This window comes from Lysobacter sp. Root76 (assembly GCF_001428685.1).
Lineage (GTDB): Bacteria > Pseudomonadota > Gammaproteobacteria > Xanthomonadales > Xanthomonadaceae > Lysobacter.
On record NZ_LMIK01000008.1, the window covers coordinates 358,782 to 379,956 of the forward strand.

Here is a 21,175-nt window from a genome sequence, read left to right on the forward strand (position 1 = left end):
AGCCCTTCTCTTTGGTTACTTTCTCTTGGGCTAGCAAGAGAAAGTGACCCGCACGCGCAGCGGGCGGAAGCTGTTGCTTAAGAACGAAACCAGCAAAGCCGCCGGAGGTCGCAATCGCGGCTCACGCCGCTCCCACAGAATGCGAAGCCAATCCGAATCGAAGCCAGCGCGCTAGCCGAAGGTCGCGGTCGCGGCTTACGCCGCTCCTACCCCAAGGCGAGAGCGGAACAGGCGCGGCCGCCGCACTGGCGATCGCGACTCACGCCGCTCCCACAGACAGCAGAAAGCGAAGCCGATCCGTATCGAAACTCACGCAGCAGCCGAAGGTCGCGGTCGCGGCTCACGCCGCTCCTACCCCGAGGCCAGAGCGGAACAGGCGCGGCCACTGCCTGGCAGAGCGGGGCGGACGAGCCAAGCGATCGCGGCTTACGCCGCTCCCACAGAAAGCGGAAGCAATCCTCCCTCCTTTCTGAAAGAGGGAGGAAAGTAGGCGCGGCGAACCCAAACCACCACCGCGCCGCCCTACTTCGCCGGCGCCACGAACTCTCCGTAAGCCTTCAACTGCTCGGCCACCGCCTTGCCGTCGCCGACCACCACAATCGACTGATCCGCGGGCACGAAATACTTCTTCGCGATCGTCTGCACCTGCGCGGCATCGACCGCACGGATTCGCGGCACGTACTGGCCGAGGAAATCCGAGGGCAGGCCCATCAGCCATTGGTTTGCCAGCGTCGCGGCGACCGAACCCTGCTGCTGATTGCCGATCATGTAGCCGCCGGCGATGTAGCGCTTGGTGTCTTCCAGTTCCTGCGCCGGCACCGGTTCCTTGCCCAGCCGCTCGAACTCGTGGAAGAACTCCTTGAGCGCCGCGCCGGTGACGTCGTTGCGCACGTCGGCGCCGCCCTGGACCCGGCCGCCGACGCGTCCGGTCTGCAGGCCCGCGCTGGCGCCGTAGGTGTAGCCCTTGTCCTCGCGCAGGTTCTGGTTGACGCGGCTGCTGAAGCCGCCGCCGAGCACGGTGCTGGCCAACTGCATCGGCACGTAGTCGGGGTCGGTGATCGGAATTGCCGGACGCCCCAGGCGCAGGGTCGACTGCACGCTGCCGTCGCGCTGGATCAGCACGAAGCTCGGCTTGGCCTCGCGACGCGCGGGTGCGGTGTCGGCGATCGGCTCGCCGCTGGCCTTCCAGTCCCCGAAGGAACGCTCAGCGAGCTTGAAGCCGTCCTCGGGCGAAACCCGGCCAGTGATGACCAGCAGCGCGCGGTCGGGGCGGAAGCGGCGCGCGTGCTCGGCGCGCAGCTTCTGCGGCGTGATCGCCGCGATCATGCCCTCGGTCGGCTGGGTGCGCGCGTACGGATGATCGCCGTAGCTCGCCGCCAGCAGCGCGCGCGAGGCCTTGAACGAAGGCTGCGCCTCGGCCGCCTTCAAGGCCTGCTGCGCGTTGGCCTGGGCCAGCTTGACCTCGCCGTCCGGGAACGACGGCGTGCGCGCGATCTCGGCCAGCAGGGCCAGCATCGGCGCGGCGTTGGACACCAGCGCGTCGCCATAGAGGTTGATGCCGTCGTTGTTGGCCGAGGCGCCGACGCTGCCGCCATAGCCCTGCGCGGCTTCGGCGATCGCCTTGGAATCGCGCTGCGCAGTGCCTTCGTTGAGCAAGCTCGCCAACTGCGCGGCGAAGCCGGAGGCATCGGCGGCATCGGCGGCGTAGCCGGCGTTGCGCACCGCCAGCACGTAGTCGACGCGCGGCATGCCGTCGCGCGGCAGCACCCACACTTCCAGGCCGTTGGACAGGGTCTTCTTGACGATATTCGGTACCGGCAGCGGCCTGTCGGGCGCGTACGGCGGCAATTGCGCGGGCAGCGCGGCCTTGGGGCCGGCGTGGGCGGCGCCGGCGACGGCGAGCGTCAACGAGATCGCGACGGCGATCAGGTTCGGATGCGTCTTCATCGTCGTCTCCTCAGTTCTTGGCGGCGGCGGGCGCGGCGGCCGGAGCCAGCATCGCTGCGGGCTTGCGGTCGATCACGATGCGGTTGGCGGGGGTCAGATAGGTCTTGGCCGCACGCTGGACATCGGCGGACGTAACGCCGTCGATCCAGCCCGGAATCTTGTTGACCACGGCGGCATCGCCCCACAGGGTCTGCAGCTTGGCCAGCGCGTCGGCGCGGTCGATGAAGGTCTCCAGGCCGTTGTACCAATTGGCCAACAGCTGTGTCTTGACCCGCTTGAGCGTGGCCTCGTCCACGCCTTGCTCGGCGACCTTGGCGATCTCCTCGTCGAAGGCCTTGAGCAATTCGTCGGCGCTGGACGTGGGCTTGTACAGCGCATTGACCACGAACAGAGTCGGGCCGTCGTATTCCCATTCGCTGGTCAGGCCGTACAGCAGCTCCATGTTGAGCGCGAGCTCGCGGCCCTTGACCGTGCCCTGGTAGAAGCGCGACGCGTCGCCGTCGGCGAGCAAGGCGCCCAGCACCGCCATCGGCGCCTGGTCCGGGCTGCCGCGGTCGGGCATCTTCCAACCGACCGCGATCGCCGGCACCTGGGCCAGCGCGTCGGACTGGACGATGCGTTTTTCCTTCGTGTTCAGGCCTTCGCGGTAATCGGGCGCGGCCGGGGCCTTGCGCGCCGGGATCCCGCCGAAGTACTTCTGCGCCAGCGCGAAGCCCTGCTCGGGCGTGATGTCGCCGGCCAAGCCGAGCACGGCGTTGTTGGGGCCGTAGTAGTCGCGGTGGAACGCGGCCACGTCCTCCAGGCTGGCGTTCTCCAGATCCTGGAAACTGCCGTAGCCGTCGTGGTTGTTCTCCCACTTCTGGAACGCCTGCTGGCCGATGTCGATCCACATGAAGCCGCCGTAGGGCTGGTTCTTCACGTTGACCCGGATCTCTTCCTTGACCACATCCTGCTGGTTCTTGAGCGTGGTCGGGTTGAAGTCCAGGGTCTTCATGCGGTCGGCTTCGAGCCAGAGGATCGGTTCCAGCGCCGACGCCGGCGCGACTTCGATGTAGTTGGTGAAATCGGCGCGGGTGGAACCGTTGTTGCGGCCGCCGCCGCCGGTGATCACGCGGTCGAACACGCCTTCCTTCGCGTTCGGCGTGCCTTCGAACATCAGGTGTTCGAACAGGTGCGCGAAACCGGTACGGTTCTTCGGCTCCAGGCGCATGCCCACGTGATAGACCACGCTGACGCCGACGGTCGGCGAGGTATGGTCTTCGGACACGACCACAGTTAGGCCGTTGTCGAGTTTCTTGACCGCGACCGGCAAGGTCCAGCGATCGGCGTCGGTCGCGAGCGCGGCCGAGGTCGTCGTCAGCCCGGCCAGCAGCAGCGCGATGTGGCGCAAGCGCATGGAAGTCTCCATTTTCCAGATAGAGACCCACCCTAACCTTGGGCCGGCGCCGGCATACCGGCCAGAAGTCACGTGAGGGCGCGATCGGGCGTAGCGCGCGGCCGCAGGGGCGGCCGCGCGCCAGGCATTACTTGGCGACGAACTTCAAGGGACCCTTGTAGTTCGGCCAGGCGATCGAGGCGTCGCCGCGTACGTTCAGCGCCTTCTCCGCGCTGGTGCCGGCCTCGGTGGTGACGCTGGCCATCATCGTCGGCATCCAGAAGTCGACCACGAAGGCCCCGTCGCGCTTGATGACCGGGTTGATGTGCAAGGTGGAGGTCTTGCCCGGCTCGACCTGGAACACGACCACGTCGTCGTTCACGAAAGCGCCGCGGTCGAGGATCTTCTGCACGCTGAAGCCGGCGGTCATTTCCAGACCGATGCCGGTGATGCGGTATTCGCCCGCGGGCAGTACCAGGGTTTCGCTCTGGCCGTAGCGGGTCATGTGGCTGATCGGGAAGTCCACGAACTGCTTGCCGACCATCGTGAACACCAACTGCCGGTCGCGGATGCCCCACTCCAGACCGCCGCTGCGCAATTGCTTGTCGACCTTCTTCGGCAGTTCCTTCTCGCTGGTGAAGGGCTTGATATCGACGATCAAGGTGCCCGTCGCCGAAGGCGATGCGACGGCGGCCTCCTGGGCCGAAACCGGCGCGGCGACCAGCGCCGCGGCGCACAGCAGCATGCTTGCGAAAAATTTCATCCTTCCCCCTGTTGCGGTTATGTGCGAATGCCCGCGCATTCTGGCTGCCGCGGCGGTCGCCGACAACGGCAAGCCAGCATTCGCCGCAAGGCTTGATGCGAACCGGTGCGCCGATGCGCGGGACCGCGGTCGTCGCCTCGCAAATCCGACTCGTTGCCGGCGCCGCCGGCCCTGGCTGCGCTGGCCCGAATCGCCGACACTTGCAGGCCCCCAATCCCCTCCATCGCCGCCCATGCCTTCACTGCGCCCCGCCCTGCTCGCCCTCGCCCTGTCCCTGATCGCCGCCAGCAGCGCCACCGCCGCCGAGCCCCTGCTGCCCGAAGCCCGCGCCTATTCGAGCCAGGACGCCTGGCGCCAGCCGGTGGCGCCGTTCCGCATCGGCGAACGCAGCTGGTACATCGGCACCGCCGGCCTCAGCGCGATCCTGGTCAAGACCGACGCCGGCGCGGTGCTGATCGACACCGGTCTGCCGCAGGCCGGCGACATGCTGCTGCAGCGGATGCGCGCGCTCGGCGTCGAGCCCTCGCAGCTCAAGCTGATCCTGCACAGCCATGCTCATATCGACCACATCGGCGCGCTGGCGCAGATCCAGCGCGCGACCGGCGCGCAGGTGGTCGGCAACGCCGAAGCCGCCGTGCTGCTGGCGCGCGGCGGCAGCGACGACATTCATTTCGGCGAGGGCATGCTGTTCCCGCCGGTGCAAGTCCAACGCATCGTCATGGACGGCGAGACGGTCGAGCTGGGCGGCATGCGCTTCACCGCGCATTTCACCCCCGCGCATACGCCCGGCAGCACTAGTTGGACCTGGGACGACCGCGTCGACGGCAAGACCGCGCACATCGCCTACGCCGACAGTCTCAGCGCGCCCGGCTACCAGTTGATCGACAACCCGCGCTATCCGCATATCGTCGACGACTACCGTCGCGGCTTCGCCACGGTGCGCGCCCTGCCCTGCGACCTGCTGCTGACGCCGCACCCCGACGCCAGCGGCTGGAACCCGGCCGACACCGCCGCCCCGCACAAAAACCCGCTCAGCTGTCGCGCCTATGCCGACAAGGCCGAAGCCGCGTTCGACAAGACCCTCGCCGAGCAACGCGCCAAAGCGGCGCCGCAGGAAAAGCGCTGATGCCTTACACCCCGATCGTGGCCACCTTGGGCTACGTACTCTCGGCCGACGGCCGCGAAGTGCTGATGGTCCATCGCAACGCGCGCCCGGACGATCACCAGCTCGGCAAGTACAACGGCCTGGGCGGCAAACTCGAGCGCGACGAGGACGTAGTCGCCGGCATGCGCCGCGAGATCCTCGAGGAGGCCGGCATCGACTGCGACGAGCTGCACCTGCGCGGCACCATCAGCTGGCCCGGTTTCGGCAAGCACGGTGAAGACTGGCTGGGTTTCATCTTCACCATCACCCGCTACAGCGGCACGCCGTACGCGAGCAATCCCGAGGGCACCCTGGAATGGGTGCCGCTGGAGCGCTTGCACGACCTGCCGATGTGGGAAGGCGACCGCGAGTTCCTGCCGCTGGTGTTCGACGCCGACCCGCGCCCGTTCCACGGCGTGATGCCCTACCGCGACGGCCGCATGCAGTCCTGGCGCTACGCTCGCGCCTGAAGCGTGCGGGCTTGGAGCATGCGCGCTTGCAGCGTACGCGCCGGAGTCTCAGCGTCGCGCTTCGGTCGCCATCCGCACCGCCAGCGCGGCCAGCACCGTGCCCATCAGCCAGCGCTGCACCGCCAGCCAGGTCGGGCGGCGGCCGAGGAACGCGGCCAGCGAACCGGCACTGATCGCGATCAGCGCATTGACCATCAGGCTGATCGCGATCTGGGTGCTGCCCAGCGCCAGCGACTGACCGAGCACCTGGCCCTTGGACGGGTCGATGAACTGCGGCAGCAGCGACAGGTACAGCACCGCCGCCTTGGGGTTCAGCAGATTGGTCATCAGCCCCATCGCGAACAGCCGGCGCGGGCTGTCCTGCGGCAGCTCGCGGACCTGGAACGGCGAACGCCCGCCCGGCTTCAGGGCCTGCCAGGCCAGATAAGCCAGATAGAGCGCGCCGCACAGGCGCAGTGCGTCGTAGGCGTACGGCACCGCCATCACCAGCGCGGTGATGCCCAGCGCCGCGCACAGCATGTAGAACACGAAGCCGAGCGCGACGCCGCCCAGCGAGATCAAGCCCGCCTTGGGCCCCTGGCAGATCGAGCGCGAGATCAGATAGACCATGTTCGGCCCGGGCGTGAGCACCATGCCCAGCGCGATCAGGGCGAAGGCGATCAGGTTCGAGGCTTCGGGCATGGTGCGGTCTCCGTGGACGTTCTACGTGGCATGACGTCGCGCGGCGCACGACGGACGAATCAGGCGTCGCGGGTTTCGCCCACGACGTATTCCATGTTGACCGCGTGCGGGGCGCTCTCGGCGAACCCGTATTTGGCGTACAGATGCTTGGCGTCGCCGTCGGCGACCAGGGTCACGAACGCCGACGGCTGCGCGTGCGCATGCAGCCAGGCGTCGAGCGCGTCGAGGATGCGCTTGCCCAGGCCGCGGCCCTGCAATTCCGGCACGACCGCGATATCGACCACGCTGTAGAAGCAGCCGCCGTCGCCGATGATCCGGCCCATGCCGACCACCGCGCCGTCGCGCAGCAGACTGACGCCGTACAGCGTGTTCGGCAGGCCCAGGCGCGCGGCCTCGCGCGTGCGCGGCGACATGCCGGCGACGGCGCGCAAGCGGCAGTAGTCGTCGACTCCGGGGAAGCGTTCGAGCAGCTCGATCGTGTCGCCGGCCGCACCCGCCGCACCCGTCCCGGAAGCCGCGCTCATCTCAGCCCGGGTCCTTAGCGATCGCTTCGGCGGACTCCAGGCCGACGTTGGTCGGCGCGGCCTCGTACACCGCGCGATCGAGCAGGCCGGTTTCCTTCGCCACCAGCACCGGCACCAGCATCTGGCCGGTGACGTTGGTCATGGTGCGCATCATGTCGAGCACGCGGTCGATCGCGTACAGATAGCCGATGGTTTCCAGCGGCAGGCCGGCGGCGCTGAGCACCACCGTCGCCATCACCACCGCCGTACCCGGAACGCCGGCGGTGCCGAAGCTGCCCAGCACCGAGGCCAGCATGATCACCAGGTACTGCGCCAGCGACAGGTCGAGGTCGGCGTACTGGGCGATGAACACCGCCGCCATCGCCGGATAGATCGCGCCGCAGCCGTCCATCTTGATGGTCGCGCCCAGCGGCAACGCGAACCCGGCGTAGTTCTTGTCCACGCCCAGGTTGTGGGTGACGCTGCGCAGCGAAGCCGGCAGCGCGGCGAAGCTGGACGAGGCCACGAACGCGACCTGCATGCCCGGGAACGCGCCACGGAAGAACTTCAGCGGGTTCAGCCCGTGCGCCAGCAGCAGCGCGCTGTAGACCACGGCGATGTGCAGGCCGCAGGCCAGGTACAGGGCGATCACGAACTTGCCCAGCGGCAGGAGTTTTTCGAAACCGTAGCCGCCGATCAGCGCCGCGATCAGGCCGAAGGTGCCCAGCGGGGTGAACTCCAGCACGAAGCGGGTGATCTGGATCATGGTGTCGCTGGCTTCGCCGGCGAGCTTGCGCAGGCCGGCGACGCGGTCGCCGAGCTTGACCAGCGCGAAGCCGACCAGCCCGGCGAAGAAGATCACCTGCAGCACCTTGCCCTCGGCCATCGCCTGGAAGGGATTGGCCGGCACCACGCCCAGCAGTACGTCGATCGGCGGCGGCACGTCCTTGGGCTGGTAGTCGCCGGCGATCTGCAGCGTGCCCACGCCCTCGCCCGGCGCGACCACGTGCGCGACCGTCAGGCCGACGCCGACCGCCAGCACCGCGGTGAACGCGAACCAGGCGAAGGTGCGCCCGCCGAGCGCGGCCACCGATTTCTGCCCATGCAGGGACGCGACCGCGTTGATCACCGCGAACAGCACCAGCGGCACCGCGATCATCTTGATCAGGGTCACGTAGAGCTTGCCCAGCGGACCGAACCACGTCTCCGCCGCTGGCCCCATCAGCCAGCCGGCGAGCGCGCCGAGCACGAAGCCGGCCAGCACCCGCTGCCAGAACGGGATCTTGAACCAGGCCGACACCAGCTTCATGCGGACACCTCGCGCCTACGAGTGGGCACCTTAGCCGAGGCGCCCGGCCGCGGCGACCCCCGCCGGTGCAACACCGGTATCCCATTCCAGCAACAACCACAGGTCATAATCGCGGTTTCGTCCGCCACCGGTCCCCACGATGTCCCGAACGCGCACCGCCTGCCTCGCCCTCGCCGTCACCCTGAGCCTGGGCGCCTGCGCCAGCACACCGGCAACGCGCGCCGCCGCGCCCGCCGCCAGCAGCTCCGCCGCCGCAGTCGCGGTCGACGTGCCGCAAATCCGCCACCCGCAGGACGAAACCCCGCAGTGGTGGTTCCGCGACGGCGCCGCCCAGGCCGCGCAGCGCGGCGCGATGGCCGGCAAGGCCAGGAACGTGATCCTGTTCGTCGGCGACGGCATGAGCCTGACCACGGTCGCCGCCGCGCGCATCTTCGAGGGCCAGAAGAAAGGCGGCCCGGGCGAGGAGAACCGCCTGAGCTGGGAGCGCTTCCCCTCGACCGCGCTCAGCAAGACCTACAACACCGATTCGCAGACGCCGGACTCGGCCGGCACCATGAGCGCCATGGCCACCGGCGTGAAGACCCGCGCCGGCGTGCTCAGCATCGGCCAGCAGGCCGCGCGCGGCAGCTGCGCCGGCGCCCTGGCCGCGCCGATCCTGAGCCTGTGGGAACTCGCCGCAGGCAGCGGCCTGGCCACCGGCGTGGTCACCACCACCCGCGTGACCCACGCCACCCCCGGGGCGACCTTCAGCCATTCGGCCGACCGCAACTGGGAGAACGACGCCGACCTGCCCGAGGACGCCAAGGCCGCCGGCTGCCAGGACATCGCCCGGCAGATGATCGAATCGCCCTACGGCACCGGTCCCGACGTGCTGATGGGCGGCGGTCGCGGCAACTTCATGACGGTCGAACAGCGCGACCCCGAATACGACGACAAGGTCGGCCAGCGCCTCGACGGCCGCGACCTGATCGCGACCTGGAAGCAGCGCCACCCCGGCGGCGCCTACGTCTGGAACGCCAAGCAGTTCGCGGCCGCACCGGCGGACAAGCCCTTGCTGGGCTTGTTCGAACCCGACCACATGCAGTTCGACCACGACCGTCCCCAGGACGGCGCCGGCGAACCGACCTTGGCCGAGATGACCCGCGCCGCGATCGCGCGCCTGAACCGCCTCAGCGCCGACAAGGGCGGCAACGGCTGGGTGCTGCTGGTCGAAGGCGGCCGCATCGACCACGCCCACCACTACGGCAATGCCTACCGTGCCCTGACCGAAACCGTCGCCCTCAGCGACGCGGTGCGCGCGGCCAGCGAAGCGACCTCGGCCGACGACACCTTGATCCTGGTCACCGCCGACCATTCGCATACGCTCAGCTTCGTCGGCTACCCGGTGCGCGGCAACCCGATCCTGGGCAAGGTCCGCGGCACCAGCGGCGAAGACGGCGACGCCGCCGACTACGCGCGCGATTCGCTCGGCATGCCCTACACCACGCTCAATTACAGCAACGGTCCCGGCTACGTCGGCGCCAGCGCCCAGCAGCCGGAAGGCCCGAAACGTTTCCTGCATACCGCCAGCGGCACTCAACAGGCCGAGCACGGCCGTCCGGACCTGACCAAGGTGGACACCGAGCAACCCGACTACCTGCAGGAGTCGCTGGTCCCGACCAGCAACGAATCCCACGGCGGCGACGACGTCGGCATCTGGGCGCGCGGCCCCGGCAGCGACGCCGTCCGCGGCAGCGTCGAACAGAACACGATCTTCCATTTCATGCTGCAGGCCATGCCGAAACTGCGCGGCGCGCTTTGCGCCAAGGGCGATTGCGACGCCCAGCAGGTCCCGGTGACCTTGCCGAAGCCGGACGATTTCAAGAACCGCTGAGTTAGGTCACCGCCGCATCGGAGTCCACCGCTTCGATGCGGCGATGGCGACCGGCCGCGCCGCCAAAACCAGAGCGATCCCAACGCCACCCCACACATCGCAGTTGCGCTGCGCAGCGATGCGCTGCGCTGCGATGCGTGGAGTGCCGTTGCCGTTGCCGTTGCCGTTGCCGCGGCATTGAAATCCAATGCGCCGCACTCGCCCAGCCCCACTCAGACCCGAAGGGCGGCGCGCAGGACGCGCGCCGTTTTTCGAGGAACAGGATGTTCCTTCGAAAAATCCCCGCGCACGCGCAGCGGGCGGAAGCTGTTGCTTAAGAACGAAACCAACGCAGCAAACGGAATTCGCAATCGCGGCTTACGCCGCTCCCACAGAAGGCGAGCCAATCCGAATCGAAGCCAGCGCGGTAGCCGAAGGTCGCGGTCGCGGCTTACGCCGCTCCTACCCCAAGGCGAGAGCGGAACAGGCGCGGCCGCCGCACTGGCGATCGCGGCTCACGCCGCTCCCACAGAAAGCAAAAGGCGGAAGGCGGAAGGCGGAAGGCGGAGCCATAGCGAAACCTCCGTCGGAAGACGAAGGTCGCGGTCGCGGCTCACGCCGCTCCTACCCCAAGGCGAGTGGCAAGAGAAAGTGACCCGCATGCGCAGCGGGCGGAAGCCTTTGACCTTCGCGCCGAAGTCAAAAACCTTTAAAAAATCCGCATGCGGGATAGCGCTGAAGTCATTGCGCCCCAGCCAGGACGCCGAGCGCCCGAGCGTTCGGGGGATGACGGACTGGAAGCAAAGCAACAGCATTTGCGCCTTTGGCGCTGCATCCCCTCACCCTAACCCTCTCGCGCAAGCGGGAGAGGGAACATGACGAGATCGGAGGGGGATGACTTCGGCGAGCGAGGCGCTTGCCTGGCAGCGACGTGCGCCGGGCCTGCGTCCGGCGTTCGAAGAAATTCATGCAGGACGCGCAGGAAAGCCTGCGCAAACCGACTCAGAACGGCTTGGCCAACACCAAATACACCACCCCGACCAACAGCAACACCGGCAGCTCATTGAACCAGCGCAACGCCTTGGAGCTGGGCAACGCCCGCCCCTTCTCCACACCCTTGAGCCACCGCCCCGACGCGATGTAATAGCCCAGCATCACCGCCACCAGGGTCAGCTTCGCGTGCAACCACTCCCCGCTGATGCCGAAATGCAACCACAAAGTCAGGCCCGCCAAGGCCGCCAGGCCGAACATGATGTGGCCGAAGCGGTACAGCCGCCGGCCCATCAGCACCAGCCGCGCGCGCACCGCCGGTTCGTCGCCCGCCTCCGCCAGATTGACCAGGATCCGGGGCAGGTAGAACACCCCTCCCATCCATGCCATCACGAATACGACATGGGCGGTCTTGGTCCAGAGATAGGCATTCATCGCAGGCTTCCTGTGGGTGGCGGTTGCGGGCCGGGGGCGCGGCCGCGCTAGGATGCCACGCCGCCGCCCGCGGCCGATGCCGACGACCGCACGCAGGACACGATGAGCAAACAGTACGACCGCGACTACTTCCAGCGCTGGTACCGCGACCCCGAGATCGGCGGCCGCGCGCGCCTGCAGCGCAAGGTCGCGCTGGCCGTGGCCAGCGCCGAATACCACCTGGAGCGCCCGATTCGCAGCGTGCTCGACGTCGGCGCCGGCGAAGCCGCCTGGCGTGCGCCGCTGCTGAAACTGCGGCCCAAGCTGCGCTATCTGGGCTTCGACAGCAGCGAGTATGCCGTCGCCCGCCACGGCGCGCGCCGCAACCTGCACTACGCCCGCTTCGGCGATTTCGAAGCGCTGCGGCCGTGCCCGCCGGTCGATCTGCTGATCTGCAGCGACGTGCTGCACTACCTCGACACCCGCGAGCTCGAACGCGGCCTGCCCGGACTGGCCGAGCTCTGCGGCGGGGTCGCGTTCCTGGAGACCTTCACCCGCGAGGACGGCGTCGACGGCGACACCGTCGGCTTCAAGCGCCGCCCGGCGCGGTTCTACCGCGAGCGCTTCGCCGCCGCCGGCTTCGCCCCCCTGGGCTCGCACCTGTGGCTGGCGCCGGCCCTGAGCGAGGGCGCCGCGGCGCTGGAAACCCCAGGCTGAACATCCATGCCGGCTTAACGCCGGCGCCCGCGCCATCGGCTATGCTGCGCCGCAGCAAACCGTCGTTAGCCAACCGTCGTTCCTTGGGATCCGCCCGATGCTGCTTTATCAGATGCACGAACTCGGCCGCGCCTGGCTGGCGCCGATGACCTACTGGGCCGATGCCGGCTCCAAGATGTTCGCCGCTCCCGGCAGTTGGCTGTCGACCGTGCCCGGCGCCTCGCGCGTCGCCGCCGGCTACGAACTGCTGTACCGGATCGGCAAGGACTACGAGAAACCCGAGTTCGGCATCCACTCGCTGGAGATCGACGGCGACACCTACCCGGTGATCGAGCGCGAGATGAAGCGCAAGCCGTTCTGCCGCCTACTGCGCTTCAAGCGCTACGCCGACGACGCCGACAACATCGCCGAGCTCAAGGACGATCCGCCGGTGCTGGTAGTCGCGCCGCTGTCGGGCCACCACAGCACCTTGCTGCGCGACACCGTCAAAACCCTGCTGCGCGACCACAAGGTCTACATCACCGACTGGATCGATGCGCGCATGGTGCCGGTGAGCGAAGGCGCGTTCACGCTCGACGACTACGTCGCCTACATCCAGGAATTCATCCGCTTGATCGGCGCCGAAAACCTGCACGTCATCAGCGTCTGCCAGCCGACCGTGCCGGTGCTGGCGGCGGTGTCGCTGATGGCCGCGCGCGGCGAAGCCACGCCGCGTTCGCTGGTGATGATGGGCGGCCCGATCGACACCCGCGAAAGCCCGACCCAGGTCAACGACCTGGCCGTGCACAAGCCGCTGTGGTGGTTCGAAGGCAACCTGATCCACCACGTGCCGGCCAACTACCCCGGCGGCGGCCGCCGCGTGTACCCGGGCTTCCTCCAGCATGGCGGCTTCGTCGCCATGAACCCCGAGCGGCATTTCCAGTCGCACTGGGATTTCTACCAGGACCTGCTCAAGGGCGACCTCGAAGACGCGGCCTCGCATCGGCGCTTCTACGACGAGTACAACGCCGTGCTCGACATGCCGGCCGAGTATTACCTCGACACGATCCGCGTGGTGTTCCAGGAACACCTGCTGCCGCGCGGCCTGTGGGACGTCGCCAGCGAGCGCGTGAACCCGGCCGCGATCGGCAAGACCGCGCTGCTGACCATCGAAGGCGAACTCGACGACATCTCCGGCCAGGGCCAGACCCGCGCCGCGCACCGCCTGTGCACCGGCATCGCCGAAGCCGACCGCCAGCACATCGAGGTCAAGGGCGCCGGCCACTACGGCATCTTCAGCGGCCGCCGCTGGCGCGAGCAGGTCTATCCGCAGGTGCGCGACTTCATCGCCAAGTACGCGGCTTAAGCAGCCTTACCCCAGCCCTCTCGCGCAGGCGCGCGAGCGGCTGAACGACGAAGGCCCGGCGGAGCGATCCGCCGGGCCTTCGCGTCTGCATGGCATCCCGCTCAGCTGTACTGCGACGACTTCACCAGCAGATGCTTGGCCAGCGCGCCGTGCAAGATGCCGACGCCGCGTGCGATGTGCAGGGTCACGAACAGCAGCACGATGCCCAGCGCCACCGCCAGCGGCCAGGTCCAGGGCGCCGACATCAGGTTGACGTCGTCGATCCAGAAGCCGGCGCCGAAACTGCCGAACAACATCGCGATCGGCGCCAGGATCAACGACAGCGACACGCTCAGCCCGGTCACCGCGATCGTGAAGTAGAGAATGCCCAGCGGCATCATCAGCACCATGTACAGCAGGGTGCCCCAGGTGCGCGGGTCGACGAACATGTCCTTGATGCGGTCGAACAGCGGCTTGCCGCGGCCGCTGTACAAGGGCCGGCGCGGCATGCGCTCGCCCAGCATCACCTCGATCAGACGCCCTTCGACCAGCGACAGCACCCGCACCGAACCCAGGAACAGGATCACGAACGGGATGCCGATGATCAGCACCGCCAGGCCGGCCGACAGCGAGGCGCCGGTGACCACCCAGGTGAAATAGAAGATGCCGGTGGCCAGCGACAGCAGCATGTAGAACAGCGCGGCGTAGGTGCGCGGCTCGGCGGCGACGCCGAAGAACTGCCCCAGCACCGACTTGCGCGGCCGCGGCGGCGGCGCGCGCAACGCGGTCTGCACGGTGACCTCGGTATCGCGGTAGATCTCGGCGACCTCGTCGGGCGCGCCGTAGCTGCCGGCGACGGCGGCGATCACTTCGGCCTCGCTCCTGCCGGGGTTCTCGGCCAGTTCCGAGCGCAGGTACTCCTCGGCGTCGTAGAGCGCGTCCTGGACCAGCGCCGGATCGGCGCCGGCCAGCGCGGCGCGCAGGCGGTCGAGGTACTCGGGGATCGAATGCGGCAGCGGTTTGTCGGTGGTGGCGTTCATGCGGTCGGCCCTTCAAGGACGGAATCGACGGAATCTCGGGTGGCCCGCCAGGCCGAAGTCCATTGCTGCAGGACTTCGCGGCCGGTGTCGGTGATGCGGTAGTAGCGGCGCGGCGGCCCGGTCACCGAAGGCTCGACATGACTGTCGAGCAGGCCCGCGGCGCCGAGGTTGCGCAGCACCGGGTAAAGCGCGCTCTGCTTGCCGCTGAGCACGCCCTCGCCTTCGCGCTCCAGGCGCTTGGCGATCTGGTAGCCGTACATCGGCTCGGCAGCGGCGCCGAGTACGGCCAACAGGGCCAGCGACACGGTGCCTGCGCTGAGCTCTTTCTGGAACTTTCTGAGGTGGCTTTCGATGTCGGTCATGGCCCGGTCCCGCTAGCTTGGAGACCACAGTAGTATTAAGTTCGCTATACCGCGCATGCCATTAGTAACTAGGCCGTACTACCGGGTCCCGACGACGAGGCTGCGGCCTGCACGCGCCCGCCCCAGGGGCCACGCTACGCTGCCGGTCCCACCGCAGCCGGAACTCGCCATGGATCTGCCCCGCCCCGGTCCCGCGCATGCGCGGTTGATGCGTTTCGCCGGCCGCTGGCAAGGCGACGAATGGCTTTCGCCTTCACCCTGGGGCCCCGGCGGCGCGGCGATCGGCCGCACCGTATGCCGGCCCTCATTGGACGGCATGGCCCTGATCCAGGAGTACGAGGAAGAGCGCGACGGCCAGGTTGTGTTCCACGGCCACGGCGTGTTCCTGATCGAGCCCGGCAGCGACACCGTGCTGTGGTGGTGGTTCGACAGCCTCGGATTCCCGCCCGAACCCGCGCGCGGCCGTTGGCAGGGCGAGGTGCTCAGCTTCGAGAAGGTCACCCCGCGCGGCGAAGCGCGCTATCGCTACGAATTCGACGGCGACCGCTATCGCTTCGTGATCGAGAACCGGTTCCCGGGCCAGGACGACTACACCGAGTTCATGCGCGGCGACTACACTCGCTCGACCTGAAGGGGAGATCCACCGATGCGTTCGAAGCCGTCCTCGTCCAAGCCGGCAGCATGGCTGTCGCCGCTGCTGATCGCCGCGACCTTGTTGTCGCTACCGCTGGCCGCCGCGGCCGCCGACGCGGCCAAGCCGCGCTCGATGCAGGAAATCCTCGACGCGACCAAGCCCGGCGACTGGCGCGCGCTCGACCCGCGCGACACCCTCTACCTCAGCCTGCCGCGCGGCCGGGTGGTAATCGAACTGGCGCCCGACTTCGCGCCCGCGCACGTCGCCAACATCCGCGCCCTGGCCCGCAACGGCTACTGGAACGGGCTCAGCATCAACCGCTCGCAGGACAATTTCGTGGTCCAGTGGGGCGACCCGGCCGAGGACGACAAGAGCCGCAAGCCGCTGGGCAAGGGCGCCAAGGCCAAGCTTCCCGCCGAATTCACGCGCAGCAGCGACAAGCTGCCGTTCCACGTCCTGCCCGATCCCGACGGCTGGGCGCAGCAGGTCGGCTTCGCCGACGGCTTCCCGGCCGCGCGCGACACCGGCGCCAAGTCGGCCTGGCTCGCGCACTGCTACGGCATGGTCGGCGCCGGCCGCGACGTCGCCGCCGATTCCAGCAACGGCACCGAACTCTACGTCGTGATCGGCCAGTCGCCGCGCCAGCTCGACCGCAACATCACCGTGGTCGGCCGTGTGGTCCAGGGCATGGAACTGCTGTCGGTGCTGCCGCGCGGCACCGGCGCCCTGGGCTTCTACGAGAACCCGGCCCAGCGCGTGCCGATCGCCTCGATCCGCCTGGCCGCCGACGTGCCGAAGAAGGACCGGGTCGCGATCGAAGTACTGCGCACCGACAGCGCCGCCTTCGACGAGATCATCGAATCACGCCGCAACCGCCGCGACGAGTGGTACAAGCAGCCGGCCGGCCATATCGACCTGTGCAACGTGCCGCTGCCCACGCGCGAAGTCAGCGAGAAGGCACCGGCCAAGCCGAGCAAGCCCGGCAAACCCAAGTCCAAGTAAGCGACGCGCCTGCCGCCGCGACGCTCAGGCGTCGCGGCGCTGAGCCAGCACCTGATGCTGGAACAGGCACATCCGCACCACGCTGTGGTAGCGGCCGTCGCTGAAGAACTCGTCCCGCAGCACGCCCTCGCGCTCGAAGCCCGCGCCTTCGTAGATCGCGATCGCGCGATCGTTGTCGACGTCGACCAGCAGATAGAGCTTGTACAGGTTCAACACCCGGAACGCGTAGTTGATCGCCAGCCGCGTCGCCGCGCGCGCATAGCCGCGGCGCTGCTTTTCGGGCGAAATCATGATCAGGAATTCGGCGCGCCGGTGCATGTGGTCGATCTCGACCAGCTCGACCAGGCCGACCCGTTCGCCGTGCATATCCTCGACGATGAAGCGTCGTTCGGACTGGTCGTGGATGTGCTTACGGAACAGTTCTTCCAGCTCGACGAAGGACTCGTACGGCTCCTCGAACCAATAGCCCATCACGCTGCGGTTGTTGTTGAGCTGATGGACGAAATGCAGGTCGCTGCGTTCCAGCGGACGCAGGGTCACGGTCGGCGCGGCGGCGGATTCTTTCGCGTTCATGCGCGCACCCTACTCCATGGTCGTGGACGCCGGATGACGTAGCCCGGCGCCGTCACATCGCCTTAGCTCCGGCCCGCCTAGCCTCGCTGCGTTCCCCCGCGATAGGCCCAAACCCATGCCCCTGCTGCGACTGCGCGTGACCGGTAGCGAAGACGATGCCCGCGCCATCGGCAACCTCCTGGTGAGCCTGGACGGCATCGAACACGTCGAGGAAGTCGCCGACCTGATGCCGCGCATGGACGACGACGATTCCAGCTCGGCCGGGCTGCCCGACGATCGCGGTCCGGGCACCCACGAAATCGAGATCGAAGCGCCCAACCGCGCCAGCGCGGAGAAGGTGCGCGAGGCGGTGGAAGCGCTGGCCTTCGATCTGGACGTGCTGGTCGAATTCGAGAACGAAGAGGAACGCTGAAACCCGGCCGGGGTGGGCGCCGCATTCAGGCGCCCCCACGTTCATTCGGGGAATCGCCTTCAGCGCCGCGGCCACGCCCGGCAGCAGCGCGCGCATGCGCGCGTCGCCGGTGGCATCGGCGCGGCGCGCATCAGCCGGCCTTACGGCGCCGGCGCAGCAGGCGCACCAACCACAGGCCGGCCAGCACCACCACGCCCAGCGGCAGCAGCACTGCGAACGCACGGATCAGCCAGGCGATCACGCCGGTGACGATGCTGCCGAAATCGCCCAGCGCCTGACCGATCTCGCTGCGGTTGGCCTGCGACTGCGGCGCGTTGAAGCTCAGGGTCAGCAATTGAGTGTCGACCCGGCGCTGGTGCTGCGCGCCCTCCTGCTGCGCGCCCTGCAACTGCGCCTCGATCTGGGCGATCTGGGTCGACAGGATCATCATGTCCTGGATCTTCAGATCGCGACGGGCCTGGAATTCCAGCAGCCGCTCGTGCTCGCGGCGCAGGCGGTCCTGCAGCAGGCCGTTGTCGCGCATCACCACCGCCAGGTCCTCGGCGTGGGTGTTGCGGCTGGCGATCTCGTCGCCCTTGCCGGCCAGCGCGATCAGCGGATCCACACCGGCGGGCACCACCCGCACCTGCAGCCTGGCGCTGGGGAAGTCGCCGCCCTGCTGCTGCAAACCCAACACCGCGCAGGGACCGAACTTGCCGCCGTTGCAGGCGTCCTGCGCCGCGCGCAGGCGCTTGGGAATCTCGGCCGCCTCGACCTTGAGGTCGACTTCGTGTTCGTAGGCCAGCTTGACGCCGAGGTCCGCGGCGGCGCCCTGCGTGCGCCCAGGCGCGGCAGCCGTGCTTTCCGCTGGTGCAGCAGCGGCTTCGTCGTGCGCGGTCTGTTTGCTGCAGGCGGCCGCGGCCGCCAAGGTCAAGGCCAACGCGGCCGTGGTCCAAACCCTGCGCATCGCGATTCTCCCCGAGCCCCCTGTGGGCTGGGCGGACTATGACACCGCCGCGACGGCGTCCACCAGCGGGGACGCCGTCGCGCGTTCAGCGCGGCGCAAGCCGGTCCTGCCATTGGACCGACCCTCTCTCTCGTCGCATCCGTTGCGAGCCCGCACCCCAAGGCCCGCGCCGAGCGGCAGTGCATTGAGGTCGACGAACGAATCGGCAGAGCGCCCGCGACCAACGGCCTATGCGGCCCGCCCCCGGCGCGCGATATCCTCCGCGGGTCGCGGCGTCCGCCGCCCCCATGAGATTCGTTATGCGCCTGTCGCGAAAGTCGCCGCTAGCCCTGGCCCTGCTGACCGTCACCCTCGCCGCCTGCCAGCCCAAGGCGGCCGACGCGCCGCAGGCGCCCGCGGCGACCGCCAGCGCCGCGGTGCCGGCTTCCGACGCCGCCACCGACGCCCGCTTCGCCGAACTGTCCAAGCAGTGGCTGGACGGCTGGCTCAAGCTCAACCCGGTCTCGGCGACCCAGATCGGCGAACACCGCTACGACAGCGAAGTCGACGACCTCAGCGAAAGCGGCCGCAAGGCCCAGGTCGATTTCGCCAAGAAGCTGCTGGCCGAGCTAGACACGGTCGACCTGAGCAAGCTCTCGCGCGAGAACCAGATCGACGCAGCGATCCTGCGTAACCAGCTGCGTTCGGACATCTGGGGCATCGACACCCTGCAGAGCTGGGCCTGGGATCCGCAGGTCTACAGCGGCCTGGCCGGCGGCGCGATCTACAACCTGATGGCGCGCGAGTTCGCGCCGATGCCGCAGCGCCTGAAGTCGGCGACCGTGCGCATGGAGAAGATCCCGCAGATCTTCGCCCAGGCCCGCGCCAACCTCGACCCGACCCGGGTGCCGAAGATCCACGCCGAGACCGTCGCCAAGCAGAACGCCGGCGTGCTCAGCCTGGTCGACACCTTCATCCTGCCCAACGCCGGCCAGCTTCAGGGCGCGGACCGCAAGCGCCTGGACGCCGCCGTCGCCGGCCTGCGCAAGGCCGTGGCCGAGCAGCAGAAGTGGCTGGACGAAACCCTGGTGCCCAACGCCAAGGGCAACTTCCGCATCGGCCAGACCCTGTACGACGAAAAGCTGCAGTACTCGCTGAACTCGTCGCTGTCGCGCGCCGAAATCAAGCAGCGCGCCGAGGCCGAGCTGGGTCGCGTGCGCGGCGACATGTACGCGATCGCGCAGAAGGTGCTGAAGGACAAGCCCAACGCACCCGCCTTGCCGGACAAGCCCAGCGCCGAGGAACAGCAGAAGGCGATCGAAGCCGCGCTGGAACTGGCCTACGCCGAGAAGCCCGCGCGCGACAAGGTGGTCGACTTCGCCAAGCAGACCCTGGCCGACGCGACCGCGTTCACCCGCGCCAAGGACCTGGTCACGGTGCCCAACGATCCGGTCAAGATCATCCTGATGCCGGAATTCCAGCGCGGTGTCGCGGTCGCCTACTGCGATTCGCCCGGCCCGCTCGATCGCGGCCTGGATACCTACTACGCGATCTCGCCGATTCCGGACGACTGGAGCGACAAGCAGGTCGACTCCTTCCTGCGCGAATACAACAACCGCATGATCCACCTGCTGTCGATCCACGAAGCGATGCCGGGCCACTACCTGGAAGGCGCGCATTCGGCCAAGTCGCCGTCGACCCTGCGCGCGGTGCTGCGTTCGGGCCTGTTCGCCGAAGGCTGGGCGGTCTACACCGAGGACATGATGGCCGACGCGGGCTATCTGGATAACGATCCGCTGTTCCGCCTGGTCCAGCTGAAGTTCTACCTGCGCACCATCGCCAACGCGATCCTCGACCAGGGCGTGCAGGTCGACAACTGGACCAAGGAACAGGCGATGGAGCTGATGACCAAGCAGGCCTTCCAGCAGGCCAGCGAGGCCGAAGGCAAGTGGGTGCGCGCGCAGCTGACCTCGGCCCAGTTGCCGACCTACTTCGTCGGCGCACAGGAGCACTTCGACATGCGCAAGGCGGTGGAGAGCAAGCTCGGCGCCCAGTTCAACGCCAAGGCCTACCACGACCAGGTGCTGTCCTACGGCGCGCCGCCGGTGCGTTTCGTGCGCCAGATGATGCTGAACGAGCCGATCAAATAAGGCAGCTTCCGCATCGCCAGCTAGACCCGGACCGGCGCATCACGCGCCGGTCTTTTTTGGCGCCGATCACAAACCAGAATCGCAGACCGGGATCGCGGACCGGGACGCGCGCCGGAATCGGTCGATCAATGATCGCGCCCATTCCAGGGCACGATCTTCAGCGCCGCCAGATCGACACCGTCCAGGCAGCGCACATTGATGCAGCCCATCGGCGAGCCGTCCGGCCCGGTGCCGTCGCTGAAAGGCGAAATTCCGCAGTTCGGGCAGAAATGGTGAGCGATCACGCCGCGGTTGAAACGGTAGGTGCCCAGGTCCGCCTCGTCCGTGGTCAGGCGCAGCGCCGCGCGCGGCACGAACCACAGCAGGCCGCCGCGCCTGCGGCACATCGAACAATTGCAATCCAGGGCCTGATCGATCTCGCCCTCGACTTCGTAGGCGACCTTGCCGCAGTGGCAACTACCGGTATGCGTCGTCATCCTCAGCCTCGTTGGTGTCGGCGCGCCGCGATCGGCGCGAGCGGAGCTTAGCGCGGCGGCGGCGCCGGCGAGTAGCGGCGACGTGCGGCCGCTTTCGCGGAACGTCGGCGCT

At 68.3% G+C, this 21,175-nt stretch carries 21 protein-coding genes; 9 read left to right on the top strand and 12 right to left on the bottom strand.

Features of this window, described 5'->3' with window-relative positions; all coding sequences use genetic code 11:
* Nucleotides 1-522: 522 nt before the first annotated feature.
* The 3 genes from ASE10_RS17080 to ASE10_RS17090 all read right to left on the bottom strand — a co-directional run bounded on the left by ASE10_RS17080 (nt 523) and on the right by ASE10_RS17090 (nt 4,085).
* A complete protein-coding gene (locus ASE10_RS17080; RefSeq protein WP_055901218.1) occupies nt 523-1,947 on the bottom strand; it encodes a pitrilysin family protein in 1,425 nt (474 codons plus the stop codon).
* A gap of 10 nt (nt 1,948-1,957) precedes the next feature.
* Entirely contained in the window at nt 1,958-3,343 is a 1,386-nt protein-coding gene (locus ASE10_RS17085) for a pitrilysin family protein (RefSeq protein ID WP_055901221.1), read from the bottom strand.
* A gap of 127 nt (nt 3,344-3,470) precedes the next feature.
* Entirely contained in the window at nt 3,471-4,085 is a 615-nt protein-coding gene (locus ASE10_RS17090) for a hypothetical protein (protein ID WP_055901224.1), read from the bottom strand.
* A gap of 241 nt (nt 4,086-4,326) precedes the next feature.
* Between ASE10_RS17090 and bla the strand changes: the two genes are divergently transcribed.
* Complete coding sequence (gene bla, locus ASE10_RS17095; protein ID WP_055901551.1) at nt 4,327-5,211, top strand: subclass B3 metallo-beta-lactamase; 885 nt, start codon at nt 4,327-4,329, stop codon at nt 5,209-5,211.
* A complete protein-coding gene (locus ASE10_RS17100; RefSeq protein WP_055901227.1) occupies nt 5,211-5,699 on the top strand; it encodes an 8-oxo-dGTP diphosphatase in 489 nt (162 codons plus the stop codon). Before bla ends, ASE10_RS17100 begins: the two co-directional genes overlap by 1 nt.
* A gap of 48 nt (nt 5,700-5,747) precedes the next feature.
* Here ASE10_RS17100 and ASE10_RS17105 read toward each other — a convergent pair whose 3' ends face one another.
* Genes ASE10_RS17105 through ASE10_RS17115 form a run of 3 tightly spaced genes read right to left on the bottom strand, consistent with a single transcriptional unit; the run spans nt 5,748 to nt 8,192 of the window.
* The gene (locus ASE10_RS17105) at nt 5,748-6,380 is read right to left on the bottom strand and encodes a LysE family translocator (RefSeq protein ID WP_055901230.1); all 633 of its coding nucleotides are present in this window, start codon (nt 6,378-6,380) and stop codon (nt 5,748-5,750) included.
* Between the two features lie 59 nt (nt 6,381-6,439).
* Nucleotides 6,440-6,904, bottom strand: a complete 465-nt coding sequence (locus ASE10_RS17110; RefSeq protein ID WP_055901233.1) for a GNAT family N-acetyltransferase — start codon at nt 6,902-6,904, stop codon at nt 6,440-6,442.
* Nucleotide 6,905: 1 nt separating this feature from the next.
* Nucleotides 6,906-8,192, bottom strand: a complete 1,287-nt coding sequence (locus tag ASE10_RS17115) for a dicarboxylate/amino acid:cation symporter (RefSeq protein WP_055901235.1) — start codon at nt 8,190-8,192, stop codon at nt 6,906-6,908.
* A gap of 139 nt (nt 8,193-8,331) precedes the next feature.
* Here ASE10_RS17115 and ASE10_RS17120 point away from each other — a divergent pair, with 139 nt between their 5' ends.
* Nucleotides 8,332-10,065, top strand: a complete 1,734-nt coding sequence (locus tag ASE10_RS17120; protein WP_055901239.1) for an alkaline phosphatase — start codon at nt 8,332-8,334, stop codon at nt 10,063-10,065.
* Between the two features lie 981 nt (nt 10,066-11,046).
* Here the strand turns inward: ASE10_RS17120 and ASE10_RS17130 are convergent.
* Complete coding sequence (locus ASE10_RS17130; RefSeq protein WP_055901244.1) at nt 11,047-11,469, bottom strand: CopD family protein; 423 nt, start codon at nt 11,467-11,469, stop codon at nt 11,047-11,049.
* Nucleotides 11,470-11,571: 102 nt separating this feature from the next.
* Between ASE10_RS17130 and ASE10_RS17135 the strand changes: the two genes are divergently transcribed.
* A complete protein-coding gene (locus ASE10_RS17135; RefSeq protein WP_055901247.1) occupies nt 11,572-12,165 on the top strand; it encodes a class I SAM-dependent methyltransferase in 594 nt (197 codons plus the stop codon).
* Nucleotides 12,166-12,265: 100 nt separating this feature from the next.
* Nucleotides 12,266-13,510: a polyhydroxyalkanoate depolymerase gene (phaZ, locus tag ASE10_RS17140; protein ID WP_056305896.1), complete on the top strand. Its 1,245-nt coding sequence runs from the start codon at nt 12,266-12,268 to the stop codon at nt 13,508-13,510.
* 101 nt (nt 13,511-13,611) lie between these two features.
* Here phaZ and ASE10_RS17145 read toward each other — a convergent pair whose 3' ends face one another.
* Together ASE10_RS17145 and ASE10_RS17150 are read right to left on the bottom strand one after the other, a co-directional pair.
* The gene (locus ASE10_RS17145) at nt 13,612-14,529 is read right to left on the bottom strand and encodes a sensor domain-containing protein (RefSeq protein WP_055901250.1); all 918 of its coding nucleotides are present in this window, start codon (nt 14,527-14,529) and stop codon (nt 13,612-13,614) included.
* Nucleotides 14,526-14,891 carry a PadR family transcriptional regulator gene (locus ASE10_RS17150; RefSeq protein ID WP_055901253.1) on the bottom strand — a complete coding sequence of 122 codons (366 nt, stop codon included), beginning with the start codon at nt 14,889-14,891 and terminating at the stop codon, nt 14,526-14,528. Before ASE10_RS17150 ends, ASE10_RS17145 begins: the two co-directional genes overlap by 4 nt.
* Nucleotides 14,892-15,060: 169 nt before the next feature.
* Between ASE10_RS17150 and ASE10_RS17155 the strand changes: the two genes are divergently transcribed.
* Both ASE10_RS17155 and ASE10_RS17160 read left to right on the top strand, forming a co-directional pair.
* Nucleotides 15,061-15,522 carry a DUF1579 family protein gene (locus tag ASE10_RS17155; protein WP_056306802.1) on the top strand — a complete coding sequence of 154 codons (462 nt, stop codon included), beginning with the start codon at nt 15,061-15,063 and terminating at the stop codon, nt 15,520-15,522.
* 135 nt (nt 15,523-15,657) lie between these two features.
* Nucleotides 15,658-16,527, top strand: coding sequence for a peptidylprolyl isomerase (locus ASE10_RS17160; protein WP_235567575.1), 870 nt, complete (start codon nt 15,658-15,660; stop codon nt 16,525-16,527).
* Between the two features lie 24 nt (nt 16,528-16,551).
* Here the strand turns inward: ASE10_RS17160 and speG are convergent, their stop codons facing one another.
* On the bottom strand, nt 16,552-17,100 hold the full coding sequence (speG, locus tag ASE10_RS17165; protein WP_055901263.1) for a spermidine N1-acetyltransferase: 549 nt from the start codon (nt 17,098-17,100) through the stop codon (nt 16,552-16,554).
* 115 nt (nt 17,101-17,215) lie between these two features.
* Here speG and ASE10_RS17170 point away from each other — a divergent pair, with 115 nt between their 5' ends.
* Complete coding sequence (locus ASE10_RS17170; protein WP_055901266.1) at nt 17,216-17,512, top strand: hypothetical protein; 297 nt, start codon at nt 17,216-17,218, stop codon at nt 17,510-17,512.
* A gap of 130 nt (nt 17,513-17,642) precedes the next feature.
* On the opposite strand, the gene ASE10_RS17175 is transcribed toward ASE10_RS17170, so the two are convergent.
* A complete protein-coding gene (locus ASE10_RS17175; RefSeq protein WP_082586132.1) occupies nt 17,643-18,458 on the bottom strand; it encodes a DUF4349 domain-containing protein in 816 nt (271 codons plus the stop codon).
* A gap of 299 nt (nt 18,459-18,757) precedes the next feature.
* Between ASE10_RS17175 and ASE10_RS17180 the strand changes: the two genes are divergently transcribed.
* On the top strand, nt 18,758-20,587 hold the full coding sequence (locus ASE10_RS17180) for a DUF885 domain-containing protein (protein WP_056305776.1): 1,830 nt from the start codon (nt 18,758-18,760) through the stop codon (nt 20,585-20,587).
* A gap of 125 nt (nt 20,588-20,712) precedes the next feature.
* Here ASE10_RS17180 and ASE10_RS17185 read toward each other — a convergent pair whose 3' ends face one another.
* Nucleotides 20,713-21,063: a GFA family protein gene (locus ASE10_RS17185; protein ID WP_056305779.1), complete on the bottom strand. Its 351-nt coding sequence runs from the start codon at nt 21,061-21,063 to the stop codon at nt 20,713-20,715.
* Nucleotides 21,064-21,175 lie beyond the last annotated feature (112 nt).